The 20,548-nt window shown below is 42.2% G+C and carries 19 protein-coding genes; all 19 read right to left on the bottom strand.

The genetic code is table 11. From position 1 onward, the window contains the following. Positions 1-43: 43 nt before the first annotated feature. The 19 genes from rny to rnpM all read right to left on the bottom strand — a co-directional run bounded on the left by rny (position 44) and on the right by rnpM (position 20,540). A complete protein-coding gene (gene rny / locus ACKRAT_RS05545) occupies positions 44-1,603 on the bottom strand; it encodes a ribonuclease Y (protein ID WP_411844104.1) in 1,560 nt (519 codons plus the stop codon). A 162-nt stretch (positions 1,604-1,765) separates the two neighbouring features. Next, a complete protein-coding gene (recA, locus tag ACKRAT_RS05540) occupies positions 1,766-2,830 on the bottom strand; it encodes a recombinase RecA (protein WP_411844103.1) in 1,065 nt (354 codons plus the stop codon). A gap of 170 nt (positions 2,831-3,000) precedes the next feature. After that, positions 3,001-3,588, bottom strand: a complete 588-nt coding sequence (gene pgsA, locus ACKRAT_RS05535) for a CDP-diacylglycerol--glycerol-3-phosphate 3-phosphatidyltransferase (RefSeq protein WP_411844102.1) — start codon at positions 3,586-3,588, stop codon at positions 3,001-3,003. A 4-nt stretch (positions 3,589-3,592) separates the two neighbouring features. Beyond that, positions 3,593-4,420, bottom strand: coding sequence for a helix-turn-helix domain-containing protein (locus ACKRAT_RS05530; RefSeq protein WP_411844101.1), 828 nt, complete (start codon positions 4,418-4,420; stop codon positions 3,593-3,595). 8 nt (positions 4,421-4,428) lie between these two features. Then, complete coding sequence (locus ACKRAT_RS05525) at positions 4,429-5,232, bottom strand: DUF3388 domain-containing protein (RefSeq protein ID WP_411844419.1); 804 nt, start codon at positions 5,230-5,232, stop codon at positions 4,429-4,431. Between the two features lie 26 nt (positions 5,233-5,258). Then, positions 5,259-5,945, bottom strand: a complete 687-nt coding sequence (locus tag ACKRAT_RS05520) for an SDR family NAD(P)-dependent oxidoreductase (RefSeq protein ID WP_411844100.1) — start codon at positions 5,943-5,945, stop codon at positions 5,259-5,261. Then, positions 5,938-7,221: an EF-P 5-aminopentanol modification-associated protein YfmH gene (gene yfmH / locus ACKRAT_RS05515; protein ID WP_411844099.1), complete on the bottom strand. Its 1,284-nt coding sequence runs from the start codon at positions 7,219-7,221 to the stop codon at positions 5,938-5,940. Before yfmH ends, ACKRAT_RS05520 begins: the two co-directional genes overlap by 8 nt. Further along, positions 7,208-8,473: an EF-P 5-aminopentanol modification-associated protein YfmF gene (gene yfmF, locus ACKRAT_RS05510; RefSeq protein ID WP_411844098.1), complete on the bottom strand. Its 1,266-nt coding sequence runs from the start codon at positions 8,471-8,473 to the stop codon at positions 7,208-7,210. The genes yfmH and yfmF overlap by 14 nt, the downstream gene beginning before the upstream one ends. A gap of 11 nt (positions 8,474-8,484) precedes the next feature. Next, a complete protein-coding gene (locus tag ACKRAT_RS05505) occupies positions 8,485-10,902 on the bottom strand; it encodes a DNA translocase FtsK (protein WP_411844097.1) in 2,418 nt (805 codons plus the stop codon). 57 nt (positions 10,903-10,959) lie between these two features. After that, a complete protein-coding gene (locus tag ACKRAT_RS05500) occupies positions 10,960-12,633 on the bottom strand; it encodes a ribonuclease J (RefSeq protein WP_411844096.1) in 1,674 nt (557 codons plus the stop codon). A gap of 18 nt (positions 12,634-12,651) precedes the next feature. Beyond that, positions 12,652-12,909 (bottom strand): hypothetical protein, encoded by a 258-nt coding sequence (locus ACKRAT_RS05495; protein WP_411844095.1) that lies wholly within the window; start codon positions 12,907-12,909, stop codon positions 12,652-12,654. A 5-nt stretch (positions 12,910-12,914) separates the two neighbouring features. Continuing rightward, a complete protein-coding gene (pnp, locus tag ACKRAT_RS05490) occupies positions 12,915-15,026 on the bottom strand; it encodes a polyribonucleotide nucleotidyltransferase (protein ID WP_411844094.1) in 2,112 nt (703 codons plus the stop codon). Between the two features lie 105 nt (positions 15,027-15,131). Beyond that, a complete protein-coding gene (gene rpsO, locus ACKRAT_RS05485) occupies positions 15,132-15,401 on the bottom strand; it encodes a 30S ribosomal protein S15 (RefSeq protein WP_411844093.1) in 270 nt (89 codons plus the stop codon). Positions 15,402-15,501: 100 nt separating this feature from the next. Further along, positions 15,502-16,443, bottom strand: a complete 942-nt coding sequence (locus ACKRAT_RS05480; RefSeq protein WP_411844092.1) for a bifunctional riboflavin kinase/FAD synthetase — start codon at positions 16,441-16,443, stop codon at positions 15,502-15,504. Beyond that, entirely contained in the window at positions 16,440-17,363 is a 924-nt protein-coding gene (gene truB / locus ACKRAT_RS05475) for a tRNA pseudouridine(55) synthase TruB (RefSeq protein WP_411844091.1), read from the bottom strand. The genes ACKRAT_RS05480 and truB overlap by 4 nt, the downstream gene beginning before the upstream one ends. Positions 17,364-17,414: 51 nt before the next feature. Further along, a complete protein-coding gene (gene rbfA, locus ACKRAT_RS05470) occupies positions 17,415-17,750 on the bottom strand; it encodes a 30S ribosome-binding factor RbfA (protein WP_411844090.1) in 336 nt (111 codons plus the stop codon). Positions 17,751-17,756: 6 nt separating this feature from the next. Continuing rightward, a complete protein-coding gene (infB, locus tag ACKRAT_RS05465; RefSeq protein WP_411844089.1) occupies positions 17,757-19,946 on the bottom strand; it encodes a translation initiation factor IF-2 in 2,190 nt (729 codons plus the stop codon). Between the two features lie 4 nt (positions 19,947-19,950). Beyond that, entirely contained in the window at positions 19,951-20,259 is a 309-nt protein-coding gene (locus tag ACKRAT_RS05460) for a YlxQ-related RNA-binding protein (protein ID WP_411844088.1), read from the bottom strand. After that, entirely contained in the window at positions 20,256-20,540 is a 285-nt protein-coding gene (gene rnpM / locus ACKRAT_RS05455; RefSeq protein WP_411844087.1) for an RNase P modulator RnpM, read from the bottom strand. The genes ACKRAT_RS05460 and rnpM overlap by 4 nt, the downstream gene beginning before the upstream one ends. Positions 20,541-20,548: the final 8 nt, after the last annotated feature.

Raw genomic sequence — 20,548 nt, 5'->3', positions numbered from 1 at the left:
TATTTAAAATAAGAAAACCAGCAGGAAAGCCTGCTGGTTTTTCTTATTTGGCATATTCTACTGCCCTCATCTCTCGGACCACTGTCACTTTGATGTGTCCAGGATACTGCAGTTCACTTTCAATCTGATTCTTAATATCTCTTGCCAATCTATGCGCACTGAGGTCATCCAGTTCATCAGGTTTAATCATGACACGAATCTCGCGTCCTGCCTGAATCGCAAATGTTTTCTCTACACCGTCATAGTTTTCAGCGATAGATTCAAGTCTTTCAAGACGTTTAACATAATTTTCAAGCGTTTCCCGTCTCGCGCCTGGCCTTGCCGCACTCAATGCGTCAGCAGCTGCTACAATAATCGAGATTATACTTGTCGGTTCTACATCACCATGGTGTGAATGAATCGCATTGATGACTGTGTCATGCTCTTTATAACGCTTCGCAAGCTCAACACCAATTTCAACGTGGCTTCCTTCAACTTCATGGTCAATCGCTTTACCAATGTCATGCAGTAATCCTGCACGTCTCGCCAGTTGTACATCCTCTCCAAGTTCACTTGCAAGCATGCCGGCTAAATAACCGACCTCGACAGAGTGTTTCAATACGTTTTGGCCGTAGCTCAAACGATATTTCATCTTACCAAGGTGCTTTACAAGCTCAGGATGCAGATTGTGGATATCGAGTTCAAATGCCGCAGCTTCACCGGCATCTCTAATATCGGTTTCCATATTGCGTTTCGCTTTATCCACCATTTCTTCAATACGTCCAGGATGAATTCTTCCATCCTGCACCAATGCTTCCAAAGCATTTTTAGCAATGGCGCGGCGAATTGGATCGAAACCTGAAAGAATAACTGCTTCCGGTGTATCATCAATAATCAAGTCAACACCCGTCAATGTTTCAAGCGTACGTATGTTACGACCTTCCCTGCCAATGATTCGACCTTTCATCTCATCATTTGGAAGATTTACAACAGATACTGTGGATTCGCTGGTATACTCGGCCGCATAGCGCTGAGCTGCTACTGCGAGTAATTCTTTAGCTTTCTTATCCACTTCAAGTTTCATTTGATCTTCTTTTTCCTTCACCATTACGGCCATATCATGTGACAGTTCTCTCTCCACTTCAGTGAAGATTTCATTACGTGCTTCATCACGCGTGAGTCCGGAGATGCGGGATAATTCTTCTTCTTGCCGACTGATTATTTCTTTAATCTTTTGATCCTCGGCATCAACCATTTGCTGTTTTTCTTCAATTTTGGCTTCTTTGCTCTCAAGAGCTTCATCCTTTTTATCCAGAACTTCACTTTTACGATCAAGCGTCTGTTCTCGCTGGAGAAGTCTGGATTCCTGCGCTTTGAGATCTTCCCGCTTTTCACTGGAATCTCTTTCAAAGGCATCTTTGAGATTTTGGTTTTCCTCTTTTGCCTCGAGCAGCTTCTCTTTCTTAAGGCTCGTCGCTTCTTTCTCAGCTTCACTAATAATGTGTTCTGCGGAAGTACGCGCCTCCTGCTGCCGTTTAGTCAAAGTGTCTCTGACGATAAAATATCCGATAACAACACCTAGAATAATGCCAAGCAAGATTAAGAAAATGTCTATCATGTCCACAATAAACACCTCCCTAACAGGCTCTAGCTATTGTTGTATATAATATAAATCGAACGTAATATTATATATAACCAATTCTAAAGATATTTGTACATAAAATCAAGCACCAGAACGGGCTATTTCCATTCTGGTGCTTGATAATCTTTCAACGGTAGCAACCGCCTATTTTTTGTCATCCTCCAAAAGTGAGTCTGAAGCCGTATCAGTTTCTTCTGTTTCTTCAACATCTTCTTCAGTTTTCTCACCGAAACCAAGGGCTTTTCTAAGCTTCTCTTCGATTTCAGCAAGCAGCTCAGGATTGTTTTTCAAATGTTCTTTTACATTTTCTTTACCCTGACCCAGTCGTTCTCCTTCATAAGAGTACCATGCACCGCTTTTCTGAACGATTTCATATTCTGCACCAAGGTCGACGAGTTCTCCTGTTTTGGAAATCCCCAGACCATACATCATGTCCACTTCAGCCACACGGAACGGAGGCGCAACCTTATTCTTGACGACTTTGATCTTCGTACGGTTACCCACAATTTCCTGACCCAGTTTAAGCTGTTCGGCACGGCGTACTTCCAGACGGACGGAACTGTAGAACTTAAGCGCACGTCCGCCAGGCGTTACTTCCGGGTTACCGAACATCACACCAACTTTTTCACGGATCTGGTTGATGAACATTGCCGTCGTATTACTTCTGGAAATTGCGCCGGACAGTTTTCTCAATGCCTGGGACATGAGACGCGCCTGCAGACCTACGTGTGCATCACCCATCTCACCTTCGATTTCAGCTCTTGGTGTCAGTGCAGCAACGGAGTCGACAACAACAATATCAACGGCTCCACTTCTGACAAATGCTTCAGTAATTTCCAGTCCCTGTTCCCCTGTATCAGGCTGGGACAAATAAAGATTATCTATATCAACACCCAAGTTTTTTGCATACTCGGGATCAAGCGCATGTTCTGCATCTATGAAAGCGGCAATACCGCCATTTTTTTGTGCCGCAGCAATCGCATGAAGGGCAACTGTCGTTTTACCAGAAGATTCCGGACCGTAGACCTCAATGATTCTGCCTTTAGGATATCCTCCGACACCCAGTGCCCTGTCCAGGGTAATGGATCCGCTGGATACTGTCGATACTCTTCGGCCCACATCATCTCCAAGCTTCATGACCGCCCCTTTACCAAACGACTTTTCCATGTTCTTTATCACTGTATCAATCGCTTTATGTCTCTCGTCCATAATAACCCTCCATTAGTTCTTTTCGTTTTTTATTATACCATGCACAAAAATAAAAAGCGAACATATATTCGCTTTTCGGCACTGCTTTGTGGTTCCTGTTCGCATTTTTTCTGTTTCTGATTTAATTATAAAGTTAATATTGAATTACTGCTTTCTTTATACTTCAGAAACTATTTTTCTTTATCAGCAAGAAAAACGGCTCTGCCTTTATAAAAGTATTCAATTCCTGAAAGTACAGTAAAGAATACTGCAATGTACATCGCCAGGAGTCCTAAAGAAAATGGCAGATAGACCGTGAACATGTCACCGAACAGCAGCAGTACAAGCGCAATCATCTGGAACGTCGTTTTTATCTTCCCTAATTGTCCTGCAGCACTCACATACCCTTGTTCGATTTGAAGTAAACGCAGCCCTGTCACTGCAAATTCCCTTGCAATAATGAGAACAGCAATCCATGATGAAATCATATGCCACTCGACTAAGACAATCAGACCTGTCGTGACCAGGACCTTATCTGCCAGTGGGTCTAAAAATTTCCCCATATTTGTCACCAGGTCCCATTTTCTTGCAAGATATCCATCCAGGAAATCCGTCAAGGTTGCAACAACGAAGATGATGGCTGCAATAAACTGTTCGATCCGGATTTCTTCTCCGCCTAAAACAGACAGGCTGCCCCATCCGAAATCAACGAGTGCAAACACCAGAAATACCGGGATAAGCAATACACGGAATAGTGTTAATTGATTGGGGATATTCATAAGCCTACTCCTTTACTAAGTTAAATTGATAATAGACCGTCACTGCATCGCCTCTCTGACTGTCACCAATCGCTTCGCCATCAACCATGACAGTGAAGTCTGTTGAATTTCCGAGTGTGAGGTAAAGGATTTTTGCTTCTTCATCAATTTCAAATTCCCCTTCTGTCAGCTCTTCATAGGCATAAGTGTTCCCCGCATCATCAGACAGCGTTACCCATGAAGTCCCTTCACCCTTTAAGGAAATTGTCAGAGGTCCGTTTGTATTAATGTCGTAGAACAGTGTATTGCCGTCAGAACCTGTAAAGGAATATTCTGCACCTTCCGGCTCTTCTTCAGTCGGTTCTTCCTCAGTCTGATCTTCTTCCTGTGCAGCGTCCTCCGTAGTTTCTTCTTCAGATGTCTCCTCTTCTGAGATCTCAGTCTCTCCAACATCATAAACAGGTTTCTGATTGAATATTTCCGCTTGGGAACCGATTTGCAAAAGAATCATCCATCCTAAAAATAAAACAACAATCATGACGGTAAAGCTGATGAGCACTTTTTTTAAGTATTGAAAATCTTCATTATCATTCTGGTGACGTTTTTTGCTTTCCACAGACGAGTCTGGAAACTCATCTGCATGTTTTTCAATCAGAGTATCACCATCGAGTCCGAGAGTGGCAATATACTGCTCAATTAAAAAACGTGTATGCCTCGGATCGGGCAGCTGATTGAAATCACCTGCTTCTATTCTTTTAATAATATCTTTTCTGATACCGGATTTCTCCTGCATCTCCTTAAGCGTTATACCGGACTTTTCACGTTTATCCTTTAAGTATGCTCCGAGTTTCATGGTACCTCCTACATTCCACCAAAGAAATCCATGTCCTCATTCTGGAACCAGTGTTTCTTTTTGTGTTTCTCATAAGTGATTTCCTGGTTCTCATCTTCACGAAGTTCAATGATGTAATCAAAATCTTCGAGTGTGTATTTCATGCCTTCGATAAATAAATCAGGATGCTCCACCACTTTTATGGCAGGATAACTCATAATTTCTCTTATTAATTGTTTATGTTCTTCTTTTGCTGAGTTAGTCGTTACAGCACCATCGATGATAAAGACGTTTTTATCATTGTATTCCCCTTTTAATAAACTTGTTCTTTCTGTTTGTTTTATCAAAGTAGAAGATAAAAACAACCATTTCTTTTTCGCTGTCACACTGCCTGCGACAATCGACTCGGTTTTTCCCACGCGGGGCATTCCTCTGATACCAATCAGACGATGGCCGGGTTCCTGGAAGATTTCTGCAAGGAAATCAACGAGTATACCGATTTCTTCACGTGTAAACCGAAATACCTTTTTATCATCTTCAGCCCGTTTAATGAAACGGCCATGCCTGACAGCCAGTCTGTCCCGCACCTGGGGATTTCTTATTTTCAAAATATTAATTTCATCGATATAGCTGCTCATCAGTTGAAAGCGCCTGAGCTTATTGAGTTCATCCGTACGGACTAAAAGTCCGCGCCTTCTGTTCTCGACACCATTAATTGTATTAATGCTGATTCCCAGGTTACCCAGCAAAGAGGAGATATCCCCCAAAAGCCCGGGACGGTTATTTATGATTTCATACTCCATGTATTGCTCAATGTTTCTTTCCGGGTACATACCTTTTTCATCTTTTGTATTCGTAGTCATGTATACCATCCCCCATTGATATTCATAATCTCACCGTTTACTGACCCTGATTTCGAATCGAGCAAATAACTGACCGCATGAGCAACTTCCTCTGTCTCAACAAACCTTGACTGCGGCAGTTCTTCCATTAAAAATGCTCTGTCTGAATCTGACAAAAGGTCAGTCATTGCACCTTCAACAACCCCGGGTGCGATACCATTCACTGTAATGCCTGTAGCTGAAAATTCTTTCGCCAAAGATTTTACAAGTGCCTCCTGCGCGCCTTTCATCGATGCGTATATACTTTCAAAACTTGCACCATTTCTTCCCCATACGGATGTTATGACGATGATGCGTCCTGCCTTACTCCTCCGGAGCATGGGGAGCAGCACTCTTACAAACGCGACTAAGGATCGTACAGACAAATTATACTGCGCGTCCACCTTTTCAAGTGCAGTGTCCTGTATCAGACTATATAAACTTTCTCCAGGACACCAGATAAGTCCGTCCAGATGGTCTGTACCCTTAAGTGCACCTTCCAGTGCATCTTCTGTAAAAGGCTGTGATAAATCAAGAAAATGATGGGTGCTTGCATATTTAGGCGGACGTGACCTGGAAAATGTGATGATCTCATGACCTTCAAGCATTTTATGCACTGCGCTGCCTATATCTCCCGTGCTGCCGGTAATAATATATCTAGCCATGCGGTTTCAATATACACTCTACCATGTAATTGGAATCCATGACATCGATAAAGTGCTTTTTGGCATCGGCGGCTGTAATGCTTTCTATTATTTCCGGCAGCTTATACAAGTCATAGCCATCCAGGTGATATTTAGTAAATTGATTTGCGATATATTCAGGAGAGTTTAAACTTGATAAATAATCTCCTAGTACTTCACGTTTTTGGTTTTCAATTTTTTCTTCTGTGAAGAATTCATCCGCTTTAACTTCTTCGATGATTTCAGTCAGACGCCGCGTTAATTTTTCCGGTTCATCAGAAGCAGAGGTTAAAAGCGTATGTGAAAATGCTTTTTCTTCAATATGGCTGAAATTGAATGAATCATCAATAAAACCAGCATCCATCAGCTCATAATAATATGAAGACTGTTCACCAAACACCATATCCAGTGCGAACATCATTGAAAGGTCTCTAATCAGACGTTCTGAAGCAACTTCCTGCGTCTGTAAATTTTTAAAGCCGATCATCACTTTCGTTTCCTGGACATCCATTTCCAGCACTTTATGTTTCAGGGCAATCTCTTCAGGCTCTTCCGGTAATTTGCGTTCAATAGAAGGAATATGAGTGATTCCACGATTTTTTTGATGGTCATCTATATAGGAGATTAAAGATTCAACTTCAAAATCTCCGACAATAATCATCACCATGTTTGATGGATGATAAAAAGTTGAATGGCATGCAAACAAATGCTCTTTGGTAATTTTACTGATGGACTCCAGAGTTCCTGCGATATCCGTTTTCACAGGAAGCTGATGGTACATTTGATTGAGTGTTTCAAAATAGAGCTTGTATCCGGGATTGTCCTGATACATTTTAATTTCTTCATTGATGATGCCGACTTCCCGCTCCACTGTCTCATCAGTAAAATAAGGCTGTTCAACCATATCCATCAGCAATTGAAGATTTTTATTGAAATCTTCTGTTGTACTGAATAAATAAGATGTACGGTCATATGAGGTAAAGGCATTGGCATTTGCACCATATTTTGAAAACAGGTTGAAAACATCCCCGTCTTCCTTCTCGAACATCTTATGTTCCAGGAAGTGTGCAATACCGTCAGGAACACGGAGTTCCTGGTCATCTACACTGAAGAAATCATCCATCGATCCATATTTTGTTGTGTAAGTTGCAAATTTTTTACTGTAACCGGGTTTTTGAATGATGAACACTTCCAGGCCATTGTCGCATTTGTGGCTGTATACTTTCTCATCTATTCCCTTATATTCAGTCAGCTGCATTTTCATTACTCCTTGTCAGTACGTATACGGTATCCAGATGGATCTTGTTACTGATTTCGATGATCATTTCCCTGTCCACTGAATTAAGTTGCGCTTCCCACGATGGGGAATCAGGCTTTCTAAGAAGCTCATTGTATTCCAAAGCGATCAAACCTTTGGGCTTGTCCATCACTTCTTTTCTGTTTACACGCATCATACCTTTAATCTCGTCTATAAATGAATCTTCAAAATCACCATTTTTAAAGCGTTCGAGTTCTTCAAGTATGCCCGCTTCCGCTTTTTTAACATTTTCAGCATCGACGCCGCCCATCACAAACATATATCCGTTTCTAACATCTATCTGCGAGCTGATCTGATATGCCAGACTTTGCTTCTCACGAATATTGCGGAATAAATAGGACGCAGCTGTACCGCCAAACATTTGATTTAATACATTGAACGCCATGTGGGATTCCGGAGAACCGAGTTCGGCTCTGAATCCCATATTGAGTTTCGCCTGTTCGATTTTTTGAGTGTCGGTTTCGCGTTTCACCCCTGTTGCCGGTCTGTAGAGATATGATTTATGATCGATCTGCCTTTTCTCTTCCCTCGAATGAATCAATGACAGGTTATCGGTAATCGTATCATCTACGTTACCTGCCGTTAAAATCACAATATCATCAGTGGCCATCATCTGTTCGTGTTCCTCTTTAATATCTTCGAGTGTAAGCGCATCTACATCTTCCAGGACCCCGTGAGAAAGATATTTATAATCCTCTGTTTCAAACATCGTGTCCACCATTGCCTGGAAGCTTGCCTGGGCCCGGTTATCTTTCATGCTTTTCAATCTGTTTTTATACAGGCGTTTTTCGCGTTCGAAAAACTCTTCGAAATCATCATCATAATTAAACGGTGTGTTCAAGACATCTTTTAACACTTTGCACATTTCATTTGGAATATCCAGATCTTCTCTTATAAATTTGTTATTAACAAACTCCATCCCAAAAGTAATGATATGATCCTGCCCCTTGCGGCCCACATTTGTTGTTAGATGTGCGCCGTAATAATGAGCCAGATGGTTTAATAATTCTGCTTCAGTAGAGTGACGGAGTGTGCGTTTTACCATCATGCGGGAGAGTAGATTACGCTTTGTCACCCGCTCTCTCTTAAGCTGGCTCCTGAACTGCAATTGAATGGTGATTGTTTTAAATTTATCAGTATTCATTATAACAGCAGGAATGTGATTCACCTCAGTCTTAGTGACATTATACATAAATTTGCTCCTTACTCTTCATTCTGTATTAATACATTGCGTGGTTTGCTTCCGCTGCTCGGTCCGATTACACCATTTGCTTCCAGATCATCCACCAGTCTTGCAGCACGGTTGTAGCCGACTCTGAACTGGCGCTGGAGCAGTGAAGCACTCGCGCGTTGTTCTTCTATAACAAACCATTTTGCATCCGGATAGAGTTCATCTTCAGATTCTACTTGTTCTTTCTGTACCGGCTTGCTCATGATCGATTTTTCGTAGTTGGCCTTCATTTGGCTGGTGATATATTCAACGACATCCGTCACTTCATCATCGGATAAAAATGCACCCTGCACACGGAGCGGCTTGGAACGGCCGGACGGCAGGAACAGCATGTCCCCGCGCCCAAGCAGTTTTTCAGCGCCCTGCGAGTCAATGATCGTTCTTGAATCTGTCTGGGAACTTACACTGAAGGCAATTCTCGATGGTATGTTCGCTTTAATTATACCAGTAATTACGTCTACAGACGGTCGCTGTGTCGCGATGATCAAATGGATGCCTGCTGCACGTGCCATCTGTGCAATTCTGGTAATTGATGCTTCAACATCTTTGGATGCGACCATCATCAAGTCGGCAAGCTCATCAATAATAACTACAATATATGGCAGCTTTTGGACTTTTTCAGGATCGTCACTTTCCCGTTCCAAATATTGGTTATAGGCTTCCATATTCCTTGTGCCCGAATGGGAGAACAAGTCGTATCTGCGTTCCATTTCACTCACTATTTTGTTCAACGCATCGCTCGCTTTTTGCGGGTTCGTTACAACAGGAGATAATAAGTGTGGTATACCGTTGTATACATTCAGTTCGACCATTTTCGGATCGATCATCATCAGTTTCACTTCATGGGGTTTAGCTTTCATCAGAAGGCTGATGATAATACCGTTAATACACACAGATTTACCACTGCCCGTGGCACCGGCAACGAGCAAGTGGGGCATTTTGTTGAGTTCTGCTGTAATTGGACTTCCTGAAATATCTTTGCCAAGAGCCACTTCCAGCAGATTACCGGAATCCTTCCTCTTAAGGACTTCCCTCAGTGTCACCATGCTAATGACTGAGTTAGGCACTTCGATTCCCACTGCGGATTTGCCGGGAATCGGCGCCTCGATACGAATATCTTTCGCAGCCAGACTCAGTGCAATATCATTTTGAAGATTGATGATCTTACTGACCTTTACACCAATATCCGGTTGAATTTCAAACTGAGTTACTGCCGGTCCTATTCTGATTTTGGACACTTTGGCGTTTACTCCGAAGTTTTTAAGTGTCTCTTCAAGAATTTTACCTTGTTTAAGCACTTCTTTATTACTCATTTTTTCAGTTACTTCTGCGTCTTTCAGCATAGTGATCTCAGGGAGTTCGTACTGTTTCAATGCACTCAGTTCGCTGTCATCGAACGTTTCTATTTCTTCCTCACCTTCAGCATCTGTCTCTATATCACCAGGGATACTTCCGGGGTCTTCGGACTCATATTCGATTTTTTGAGCTTCATTGCTTTCTTTATCAATTTTTGTTTCCGGGAATTCTTCTTTTACTTCTTCTTTTTTCTCAGAGTGGGAATGGGATTTCTCTTCAATATCGAAAGAATGCATATCTTCAATGATGGATTCATCCGGTTCAAAATCCTCGAGATTTTTTGGCATCTGGTTTTCGTTTGAAGCTTCTTCAACCTTCGCCTGTGGTTTTAATTCAGGCTTGTTAGTTTTTTCCTTTTTAGCTTTTGGTTTTTTATCCTGCTTCTCTTCCAACAGTGAATTGAAAAGACTCTTAATCCATTGTCCGAATCTTACAGCACCCGCAATCAGGAGCAGTCCCGTACGTTTCAGGACAGCTCCTAAATTAGTCAGGTCCTTGGATAATGTCTGCTCAATATCTTTTGAAGTAATGATCAGATAACTGAAGTATATGAATATGAGACCAAGAATAAGCGTACCGATCAATGAAACGCCTGTTGAAGAGAATGAAAACAGCAGCTGGCCGATTATACCGCCACCGAAGAAATGCATGATACCATCAGCCTGTATGGTTTCAATCGTTTCATTTAAAGTGAAATAGTTTTCTATTCTCGACCGGTTTGTAATGTAAAGTAATGAATGAAATAAAAACAATAATCCAAACTGCAGTAACAGATACCCTCCCATTCTTCTGGTAAATGGAATCTTATGTTCTGCGGCCAGGTAAATACTTGTCAGAAACAGTATAAGATAAGTGAAATATCTGCTCGTGCCGAAGAGATAGGCAAAGAACGCATCTATGTATGCTCCAATGACACCCAGTTGGAAGATGGTGATAAATAAAACAACGATAATAGCGAACGCTGAAATGGAATAATAGGTTCTATTATTTTTCTTCTTCTTCGTTCTCGTCGTTTTTTTACGCTTTCCTGCCATGATATGCTCCTCTCTGATTTACAATGAGACTGCCAAAAATGACAGTCTCATACTCTTTTATATTTCAGATATAATAGGAATAATCATCGGACGGCGTTTCGTATTTTCATATAAATACTTCCCGAGATCATCCCTGATGCTCTGTTTAAGTGTGCTCCACTCCATCTTCTTTTCTTCGAGTGATTCGAGCACTGTATTATAAACCCGTGCTTCTGCTTCTTTCAGCAGATCTTCACTTTCTTTAACATAGACAAAACCTCTGGATTGAATTTCTGGTCCTGCCATAATTTTACGTTCTTTTGGATTGATGGTAATTACAGCAATGAATATGCCGTCTTCACTAAGCAATCTTCTGTCGCGGAGAACGATATTTCCTACATCCCCCACACCGCTGCCGTCAATGAGAACGTTGCCGGCTGTCACTTTATCTGCGCTGATCATTTCTTTGCCGTCATAGGATGCTACATCTCCCTTTTCCAGCAGAAAAATATTTTCCGGCAGTACACCCGACTCAGCAGCAAGTCTTGCGTGTGCAATCTGCATTTTAAACTCGCCCTGCACAGGGACAAAGTATTTCGGTTTCATAACATTCAGCATCATTTTCAGTTCTTCACTCAGCCCATGGCCGGATGCGTGAATATTCTGTTCAGGTGTAGCGATGTTGGCACCTGCTTTAACAAGTTCATTCATCGTGCTGTATAAAATGACTTCCATACTGGAAGAAGGTGTCGTAAGAATATATACGATATCCCCTTCTTTAATGTTTGTTACTTCATGCTGTCCACGGGACATGATTCCAAGTGCTTCAATCGGTTCACCCTGTGAACCTGTTGCTATGATTACCAGTTCATTGTCCGGATAATTGCCTATCTCGTGGCTTGGGACCAAAAGTCCTTCCGGAATATCAAAGTAACCCATATTACGTGCCACTTTAAATGAACTTTCCAAAGTTCTGCCTAAAAATGAAACTTTGCGGTTTGTTTTTGCTGCATTCGTAAGCACTTGCTGGATGCGGACAAAGTTTGATGCATAACAAGAAACGATAACCCTTCCGCGGGCTTTCGCAAAACCGTCAAGGATATGCTCTTCAATTACGTTTTCAGGTGTGTTGTATCCACGCTTTTCCGCTTCTGTCGAATCGCTGATCAAAGCTAAAACATCTTTTTGGGCAACTTCGTACATTTTAGCCATGTTATAGCTGTAGTCGCCTTTTAAACTTTGGTCGAATTTAAATTCTCCCGTATATACAATCGAACCGTATTTCGTTTCGATACTTACACCGTATGCGTCTGGAATACTGTGGCTTGTTTCGAAAAAGACCATTTCAGCATTTTTAAATTTCATACGGGATTTACTGTTAATCGTATAAAATTTAATCTTTTTGTTAACGCCTTTTGTTCTGAGCCGGTCTTTAACAAGTGCCAAAGTAAGCTTTGATCCGTAGATCGGTACATTAAGTTCCTCAATGATGTAAGGAATTGCACCAATTGAATCTTCATGCCCGTGGGACAGGAAAATTCCTTTGAGCTTGTGTTTGTTCTCACGGATATATGAAATGTCCGGTATCACTATGTCGACACCAAGCATTTCATCCTCCGGGAACATCAGACCCGCATCGAGTATAAACATTTCTTCATCCACTTCAACGACGTACATATTTTTGGCAATTTCGCCAACGCCGCCGAGAGGGATTATCTGTATCTTTGGCTGTTCTTTTTTTGATGCGTTCAAAATATTTCCTCCTAATTCCTACTTAAAAGTGGCGTGATAGTGTTCGCCATCAATCGTCAGGTGGGAAACAAGCACGTTTTTAGTATCGTATCTCGTTTCCTCGCTATTCTTCAAAATGAGTGATTCAGCTTTTTTCTGTTTGTTGTACAAATCTTTTAAAGCATTTCCAAACATGAGATCATCAAATATAATTTTTACTTCATTGTCTTCTTTGATTCTAAGTTGCCCTGTAATGTCATATTGAGTTCCATTGAGTTCAATTCTGTTAAAAATCAAGTTAATTACTCTCCTTTTTTATCTTCAAGTAATTCCTTTCTTGAAGCATTCACTCTGCCCTGGTTATCAATGTTGGTTACTTTAACCAAGAATTTGTCTCCGACTTTAGCTACATCTTCAACTTTCGCTATACGTTCAGTGTCAAGCTGCGAGATGTGAACAAGTGCATCTTTACCCGGGAACAGTTGGACAAAAGCTCCGAACTTTTCAACACGTCTGACTTCACCCATGTAAACCTGGCCGACTTCAGCTACTCGGGTGATATCCTCTATAATTTTCTTCGCTCTTTCAATCATTGCAGAATCACTGTGTCCGATATATACGGTACCATCCTGTTCAATGTCCAGTTTGGCGCCTGTTTCATCAATGATTTCATTGATTTTCTTACCGCCGGGTCCTATAACATCCCTGATTTTATCCGGGCTGATATGCATTACTTCAACTTTAGGTGCATAAGCACTCAGTTCCGTGCGGGGTTCACTGATTGTCGCCAACATATTTTCCAGGATTTTGCTTCTGCCTTCTCTGGCCTGTGCAAGCGCTTCTTTAAGAATATCCTCGCTCAGACCCTCAACCTTAATATCCATCTGTATGGCAGTGATTCCTTTTTCAGTGCCGGCAACTTTAAAGTCCATATCTCCAAGCGCATCTTCCATGCCCTGAATGTCGGAGAGAATAGTATACTGGTCACCTTTTTTTACGAGACCCATAGCAATACCTGCAACCGGCGCTTTAATCGGCACACCCGCATCCATCAGAGCCATTGTGGATCCGCATATAGATGCCTGTGAACTGGACCCATTGGACTCCAGTACTTCTGAAACGACACGGATTGTGTAAGGGAATGCAGTTTCGTCAGGAATGACCTGAAGGAGTGCACGTTCACCCAGAGCACCATGTCCGATTTCGCGACGTCCCGGTCCTCTGATTGGTCCTGTTTCCCCGACTGAGAATTGCGGGAAATTATAGTGGTGCATATAGCGCTTGTTATCTTCCGTACCAAGGCCATCAATAATCTGATGTTCTCCCAGGCCGCCTAGAGTACAAACTGAAAGCGCCTGTGTCTGTCCACGGGTAAATAGACCTGAACCGTGTGCTCTTGGCAATAGACCCACTTGTGAGTTAAGCGGTCTGATTTCAGAAGGTTCACGTCCATCCGGACGGATTTTCTCTTCCGTAATCAGTCTGCGCACTTCATTTTTAAGAAGCTTTTCTATAATTCCTGAAGCTTTGGAGTGAGTTTCCTCATAGTCTTCCGCTTCTTCATCCAAAGTTGCGAGAATGCTGTCTTTTGCATTTTTAATTGCTGTTTCGCGTGCTTTCTTGTCCGGATCCTGGATTGCACTGTACAGACCCATTGATTCAGCTTTCTCTTCCATTTCTTTCGCCAATGCTTCATTTTGTTCAGGCAATTCGAAACTGCTTTTGACAACATCAAGCTGCGAAAGTATTTCCTCCTGGAATGCGACCATTTCCTTAATGCTTTCATGACCGAACATGATTGCTTCGAGCATAGTTTCTTCAGTCACTTCTTTAGCGCCTGCTTCCACCATGTTTACCGCTTCTTTCGTACCAGCCACCTGTAGATCGATTTCAGATTTCTCCATCTCTGCCGCTGATGGGTTAATGATGTATTGTCCATCAATCAATCCAACGGTAACCCCCGCGATCGGCCCTTCAAATGGAATGTCACTTACCCCGAGTGCCATGGACGCACCAAACATCGCCGCCATTTGCGGAGATGCATCAGGGTCAACAGATAATACGATATTCATTACCTGCAGATCGTGTCTGTAGCCATCAGGGAATAGGGGTCTTATCGGGCGGTCGATAAGACGGCTTGTCAAAGTCGCATCTTCACTCGGACGGCCTTCACGCTTATTAAATCCACCCGGAATCTTGCCGGCGGCATACATTTTTTCTTCATAGGCCACAGTTAATGGAAAGAAAGGCAGATCCTTTGGCTCTTTGGACGCTGTTGCAGTACTCAGAACTACAGTATCTCCATAGCGTACTAATACGGCACCGTTCGCCTGTTTTGCCACTTCACCGTATTCTACTGTGAGCTTATGTCTGCCCCACTGTGTTTCATATACTTTTTTCGTTGATTCTATCATAATTTGTCGACTCTCCTTAGTATGGCTGCTTATTTCAATCATATCACTTTTGCAAAAAAATATACATAAAAAAAGGCATATCCCAAGGATATGCCAAAACGCGAATTAGCGGCGGAGACCAAGTCTTCCGATAAGTTCACGGTATCTGTGAATGTCGTTTTCACGAAGATAGTTAATCAGGTGTTTTCTGCGTCCTACCATTTTAAGAAGACCGCGTCTTGAGTGGTGGTCTTTCTTGTGTACACCAAGGTGAGCATTAAGTGCTGTGATTTCAGCTGTTAAAACAGCGATCTGCACTTCCGGTGACCCTGTGTCAGATTCGTGTGTACGGTATTCCTGAATCAGTTCATTTTTGCGTTCTTGTGAAATTGCCATAAAGAAACGCCTCCTTTAATTAATTGTTCACCAATATCCGAGTAGACGTCGGAGTTTCTATCCACCAAGATAAGGCACTTGATTCATTATACGTTAACAATTAGTTATTTTCAAGCAGTTCAGCTGCTTTTTCTTTATCTTTCCCGATTTGTTCTGTCAGTTCTTCAATGCCTGAGAACTTTTGCTCTTTCCGAATGAAATTGTGCCAGTAGACAGTCACATTTTCACCGTAAATACTTCTGTTGAAATCAAACAGATGCACCTCTATGGAAACACGCGTGAGATTATCGTGGAATGTCGGCTTCACTCCGACATTACACACACCTTTATATACCTCTTCCTCGTTATCCAATTTAAGCGTTACGGCATAGACGCCTTTGGCGGGGAGATGATATCTGTATTCCGGTTCGACATTTGCAGTCGGGAAGCCAATGGTACGGCCGCGTTTTTCACCCTGAACCACTACACCCTGGACTTCGAATGGCCTGCCGAGCGCATCGTTCACCTCTTCGAGTTTATACGCTGCCAGATCATCTCTTAATCTGGTTGTAGAAATTTTTTCATTACCGGAAGTCAGCTTATCTACAGCGGTAGTATTGAATTCATCATATTCTTTTAATGAATCAATGTTGCCGTCCCCGTATTGACCGTATGAAAAATCAAAGCCGGCTATCACTTCCCTGACTTTACTATCTATCAGGTATTCATGCACAAAATAATCCGGTTTCAGTGCCGCAAAAGCACTTGAGAAATTAATGATAAAGCAATAATTGATGCCCATCTCTTCGAGCATCTCAAGCTTGATATCAAGTGGAGTCAAATAAGTTGTGCGCTGTTTTTTAGGACTGAGCACGACAGATGGATGAGGATCAAAAGTCATCACTGCCTTTTTAAGATTCTTTTCATCCGCAATCTCAATCATTTTGTTAATAACGTTCTGATGCCCTCTATGTAGACCATCAAAAAAACCGATTGCTGCAGCAGAATCTTTCAATTCCTCCTGTGCATTGTCTAGTGGATAATGTAATCGAATAATTTTCATTTCATCGCCTCTTGGATATTAAACATTTGATATGGTTTCATTTCGTCAGGTTTTGCCGGATGTGGATAATATACGCCCAGCGGTCTCCCTTCGTGTGTAAAGACGACCAAATCTGCTTCGTCATCTTCAACACTTTCCATAATATCAGATTTGGGCATCTTCTGCCCATTTCGGATTTTGAATAAGAATTCATCGTCCTTGATATCCACTACAGGTTCGTCTTTTAAAATCTCCAGCAGTGGAACCACAGCATCTTCGTGCTCCATTTCCTTCAGCTCTTCCATTGTGATCGCATTGTCAATACCGATGCCGCAGGATGCTGTTCTGATTAAATGGGACATGTGTGCATGGACGCTTAATCGACGCCCGATATCAACTGCCAGGGTCCTGATATAAGTGCCTTTGGAACAATCGACATCGACATAAAAATGAATGAGTTCTTCTTCCCTGATGATTTCTGAAGTACGTCTGATGCTGTAAATTTGAACAGTTCTCACCGGACGTTCCACTTCTTTGCCTTCTCTCGCATACTCATATAATTTCCTTCCGTCCACTTTGACAGAAGAATACATCGGTACCTGCTGTTTGTAATCATGAGGGAAGGAAGAAATTACACGGTCAATTTCTCCATCCGTAATGTGTGACACATCACTTTTATCTGTAATCTTTCCAGTTTGGTCCTCGGTATCGGTAGTATAACCCAGTGTGACACGGGCGTGGTAACTTTTACGCTTCGTCTGCATATACTCTGTAAGCTTTGTACCTTCACCAACCGAAATCGGGAGGACACCGGTCACTTCAGGGTCGAGTGTACCGGTATGTCCTACTTTTTTCATACCTAAGATTTTTCTCATTTTAAAAACCACATCATGACTTGTCATGCCACGCGGTTTATTGATTGGGATTACACCATGAAGCATCCCGTCACCTCCATATGTAAAAATAAAAGCCCGGGGGATGACCCCACAGGCTTATTGATCTTTAATTTCTTTTATCAATGATTCAATTTTATTGCCGTATTCGATGGAATTATCATACTTGAAAGCAAGTTCGGGCGCTTTTCTGATTCTGATTTCCTTCGCAACTTCAGAACGGATGAGTCCTTTTGATTTTTCAAGGCCCTCACTCACTTCTTCTTTGTTTTCATTTAAAGAAGTGTAGTAGACCGTTGCTGTTTCCATCTCTTTGGTAAGCTCCACGTCAGTAATTGTAACCATACCGATATTCGGATTGGAAACTTTTGTTCTGATTGTTTCACTCACTACTTTTTTTACTTCTTCGGCAACACGCTCATGTCTGTTACTCATAGATTATCACCTTTCAATCTCGACCATAATATAAGGTTCAATCTGGTCTCCTTCTTTAAGGTCGTTGAATTTCTTGATCGTCAGACCACATTCAAATCCTGCAGCAACTTCCTTTGCATCGTCCTTAAAGCGTTTTAGAGTATCCAATTCACCTTCATAGATGACTATACCCTCTCTGATCACTCTTACACTCGAATCACGGGTGATTTTACCATCTGTAACATATGCACCGGCAATGGTACCCACTTTGGATACTTTGAACGTTTGACGCACTTCTACGTTACCAATCACTTTTTCTTCGAATTCAGGATCCAGCATACCTTTCATCGCTGATTCAATTTCATCGATCACATTATAGATGATGCTATGCAATCTAAGGTCCACTTTTTCGCGTTCCGCCGCTTTCTTGGCGTTAACGTCCGGACGGACATTGAATCCGATGATGATTGCACCTGATGCTGAAGCGAGTGTTACATCCGATTCATTGATTGCACCAACACCTGTATGGATGATGCGTACATTCACACCTTCTACATCAATCTTCATGAGGGATGCACTGAGTGCCTCAACAGAACCTTGGACGTCACCTTTGATAATCAGGTTGAGATCTTTCATCTCTCCTTCTTTCATCTGTTCGAACAGATTATCAAGGCTGACTTTCTGCGTCTGTTCACGGTCTTTCACTATCTGCTGCTCATAACGGGTTTCACCAATGCTGCGTGCCACTTTATCGTCTTTGAATACGACAAAACGGTCGCCCGCATGCGGCACATCATTCAGACCGGTAATTTCTACAGGCATTGATGGTCCAGCTTCCTGAATTCTCTTGCCCATATCATTCACCATGGCTCTGACTTTGCCGAATGTGTTTCCTACTACCACGGAGTCCCCGACACGCAGCGTACCATGCTGTACGAGTAATGATGCTGCCGGTCCGCGGGATTTGTCCAATTCCGCTTCAATCACTGTACCGACTGCAGGGATATCACTTTTCGTTTTCAGCTCTTCTACTTCACCAACAAGGGTGATCATTTCAAGCAGGTCGTCAATGCCTTCACCGCTCAATGCAGAGAGTTGGACGAAGATTGTGTTACCGCCCCAGTCTTCAGGATAAAGACCATGCTCACCGAGTTCAGTCATTACACGATCAGGATTTGCAGTGGGTTTGTCCACTTTGTTCACAGCAACGATGATTGGTACTTCTGCTGCTTTTGCGTGGTTGATTGCTTCAATTGTCTGTGGCATTACACCATCATCCGCTGCAACAACAAGAATTGTAATATCAGTAACCTGCGCACCCCGTGCACGCATTGTAGTAAATGCTGCGTGTCCCGGTGTATCCAGGAAAGTAACTTTCTTATCATTATATTCAATTTGATACGCACCGATATGCTGCGTAATGCCGCCCGCTTCCCCGGCAGTCACTTTAGTGTGACGGATTGAGTCGAGAAGCGTTGTTTTACCGTGGTCCACGTGACCCATGATAGTAACAACACTTGGCCTCTCTTCATTCAAATCGTCACCAAGCTCAAAGTAATTTTCCAGATCAGCATCATCAACAATCACTTCAAGTTCAGCAGTAAAGCCATGATCTGAAGCAATCAGTTCCACTGAATCATTATCCAATGCCTGGTTAATATTAGTCATTACACCTACCATGAACAAGTCTTTCACGATTGTGGAAGCATCTACGCCGATTTTTTCAGCAAGCTCTCCCACAGTGATGCCTTCCTGGTAAGTAAATTCTTTAGGAAGTTCAACTTCTTTTTTAGGTGCCGGTTTTTGGTTTTGAGGCTTGTTATTGCCTTTTTGGCCTTTGTTCTGGTTTTTGTTCTTTTGGTTATTCCTGTTGTTCGGCCCTTTATTCGGTCCTTTGTTACTCTGTTTATTATTGCTGGCATTATTTGCGGGTTTCTGACCCTGAGTTTGGTTATTCTGACCCTGGGATTTGTTCTGAGCTGGTTTGTTCTGACCCTGGGATTTATTCTGAGTTTGGTTATTCTGAGCCTGGGATTTATTCTGAGTTGGTTTATCTGAAGATTTTTTGAACTTCTTATCCAATACAGAAATCTCACTGTCTTCCAATGATTTCATATGGCTTTTCACTTCGATCCCTTTGTCCCGAAGGAATTCCATAACCTCTTTGCTGGAAACTGCATTTTCTTTTGCATATTCGTAGATTCTGATTTTACTCATTGAATCACTTTCCTTTCTCCATCAACTCCAGCATTTTCCTGCTGAAGCCTGAGTCCGCGATTGACAGTGCCACCCGGTTGGATGCGCCTGTAGCTTGACTTAACTCCATGTTAGAATACTTATCAATCAGCGGTATATTATAATAGCTACATTTATCTCTTACTTTTTTACTGGTATTATTGCTTGCATCACTCGCGACAAAAACGAGCTTGGCGGATTGGTTGCGGATAGACTCTATCGTCTTTTCCTCACCTGTTGTCAGCTTGCCTGCACGTTTTGCAATTCCAAGTAGATTGAGCACTTTATCTTTCATCTTTTCGGGATGTCCTCCCTGTAGATCAGACGTATGATTTCATCATACACAGGCTCTAAAGTTTCACTGTCGAAACCAAGCCTGGATTCCAGAACTTTTTTTCCGCGCGCTTTATTCACCTTGTCCAGATCTTTAACGACGTAGCTTCCACGCCCGTTTTTCTTGCCTGTAGCATCCACAAACACTTCATTTTCCTTGTTTACTACAATTCTGAGCAAATCTTTTTTTGGATGCATTTCATTTGTCAGAATACATTTTCTGAGTGGTACTTTCCGTTTCATAAGATATC

Origin of the sequence: Salinicoccus sp. HZC-1 (assembly GCF_046736035.1) — a bacterium.
Taxonomy (GTDB): domain Bacteria; phylum Bacillota; class Bacilli; order Staphylococcales; family Salinicoccaceae; genus Salinicoccus.
This window is presented reverse-complemented; position numbering and strand designations above follow the sequence as displayed.

Excerpts from the sequence above, each read along its gene's own strand:
- recA (WP_411844103.1), bottom strand. The coding sequence starts at position 2,830 with ATGGACGAGAGACATAAAGCGATTGATACAGTGATAAAGAACATGGAA.
- ACKRAT_RS05460 (WP_411844088.1), bottom strand. The coding sequence starts at position 20,259 with ATGAAAGATAAAGTGCTCAATCTACTTGGAATTGCAAAACGTGCAGGC.
- truB (WP_411844091.1), bottom strand. The coding sequence starts at position 17,363 with ATGCTTCATGGTGTAATCCCAATCAATAAACCGCGTGGCATGACAAGT.
- ACKRAT_RS05505 (WP_411844097.1), bottom strand. The coding sequence starts at position 10,902 with ATGGCAGGAAAGCGTAAAAAAACGACGAGAACGAAGAAGAAGAAAAAT.
- rbfA (WP_411844090.1), bottom strand. The coding sequence starts at position 17,750 with ATGAGTAACAGACATGAGCGTGTTGCCGAAGAAGTAAAAAAAGTAGTG.
- ACKRAT_RS05525 (WP_411844419.1), bottom strand. The coding sequence starts at position 5,232 with ATGTACCCGGAAAGAAACATTGAGCAATACATGGAGTATGAAATCATA.
- yfmF (WP_411844098.1), bottom strand. The coding sequence starts at position 8,473 with ATGTATAATGTCACTAAGACTGAGGTGAATCACATTCCTGCTGTTATA.
- ACKRAT_RS05530 (WP_411844101.1), bottom strand. The coding sequence starts at position 4,420 with ATGAAACTCGGAGCATACTTAAAGGATAAACGTGAAAAGTCCGGTATA.
- rnpM (WP_411844087.1), bottom strand. The coding sequence starts at position 20,540 with ATGAAACGGAAAGTACCACTCAGAAAATGTATTCTGACAAATGAAATG.
- ACKRAT_RS05520 (WP_411844100.1), bottom strand. The coding sequence starts at position 5,945 with ATGGCTAGATATATTATTACCGGCAGCACGGGAGATATAGGCAGCGCA.
- pnp (WP_411844094.1), bottom strand. The coding sequence starts at position 15,026 with ATGATAGAATCAACGAAAAAAGTATATGAAACACAGTGGGGCAGACAT.
- ACKRAT_RS05480 (WP_411844092.1), bottom strand. The coding sequence starts at position 16,443 with ATGAAAATTATTCGATTACATTATCCACTAGACAATGCACAGGAGGAA.
- rpsO (WP_411844093.1), bottom strand. The coding sequence starts at position 15,401 with ATGGCAATTTCACAAGAACGCAAAAATGAACTGATTCAGGAATACCGT.
- pgsA (WP_411844102.1), bottom strand. The coding sequence starts at position 3,588 with ATGAATATCCCCAATCAATTAACACTATTCCGTGTATTGCTTATCCCG.
- infB (WP_411844089.1), bottom strand. The coding sequence starts at position 19,946 with ATGAGTAAAATCAGAATCTACGAATATGCAAAAGAAAATGCAGTTTCC.
- yfmH (WP_411844099.1), bottom strand. The coding sequence starts at position 7,221 with ATGCAGCTGACTGAATATAAGGGAATAGATGAGAAAGTATACAGCCAC.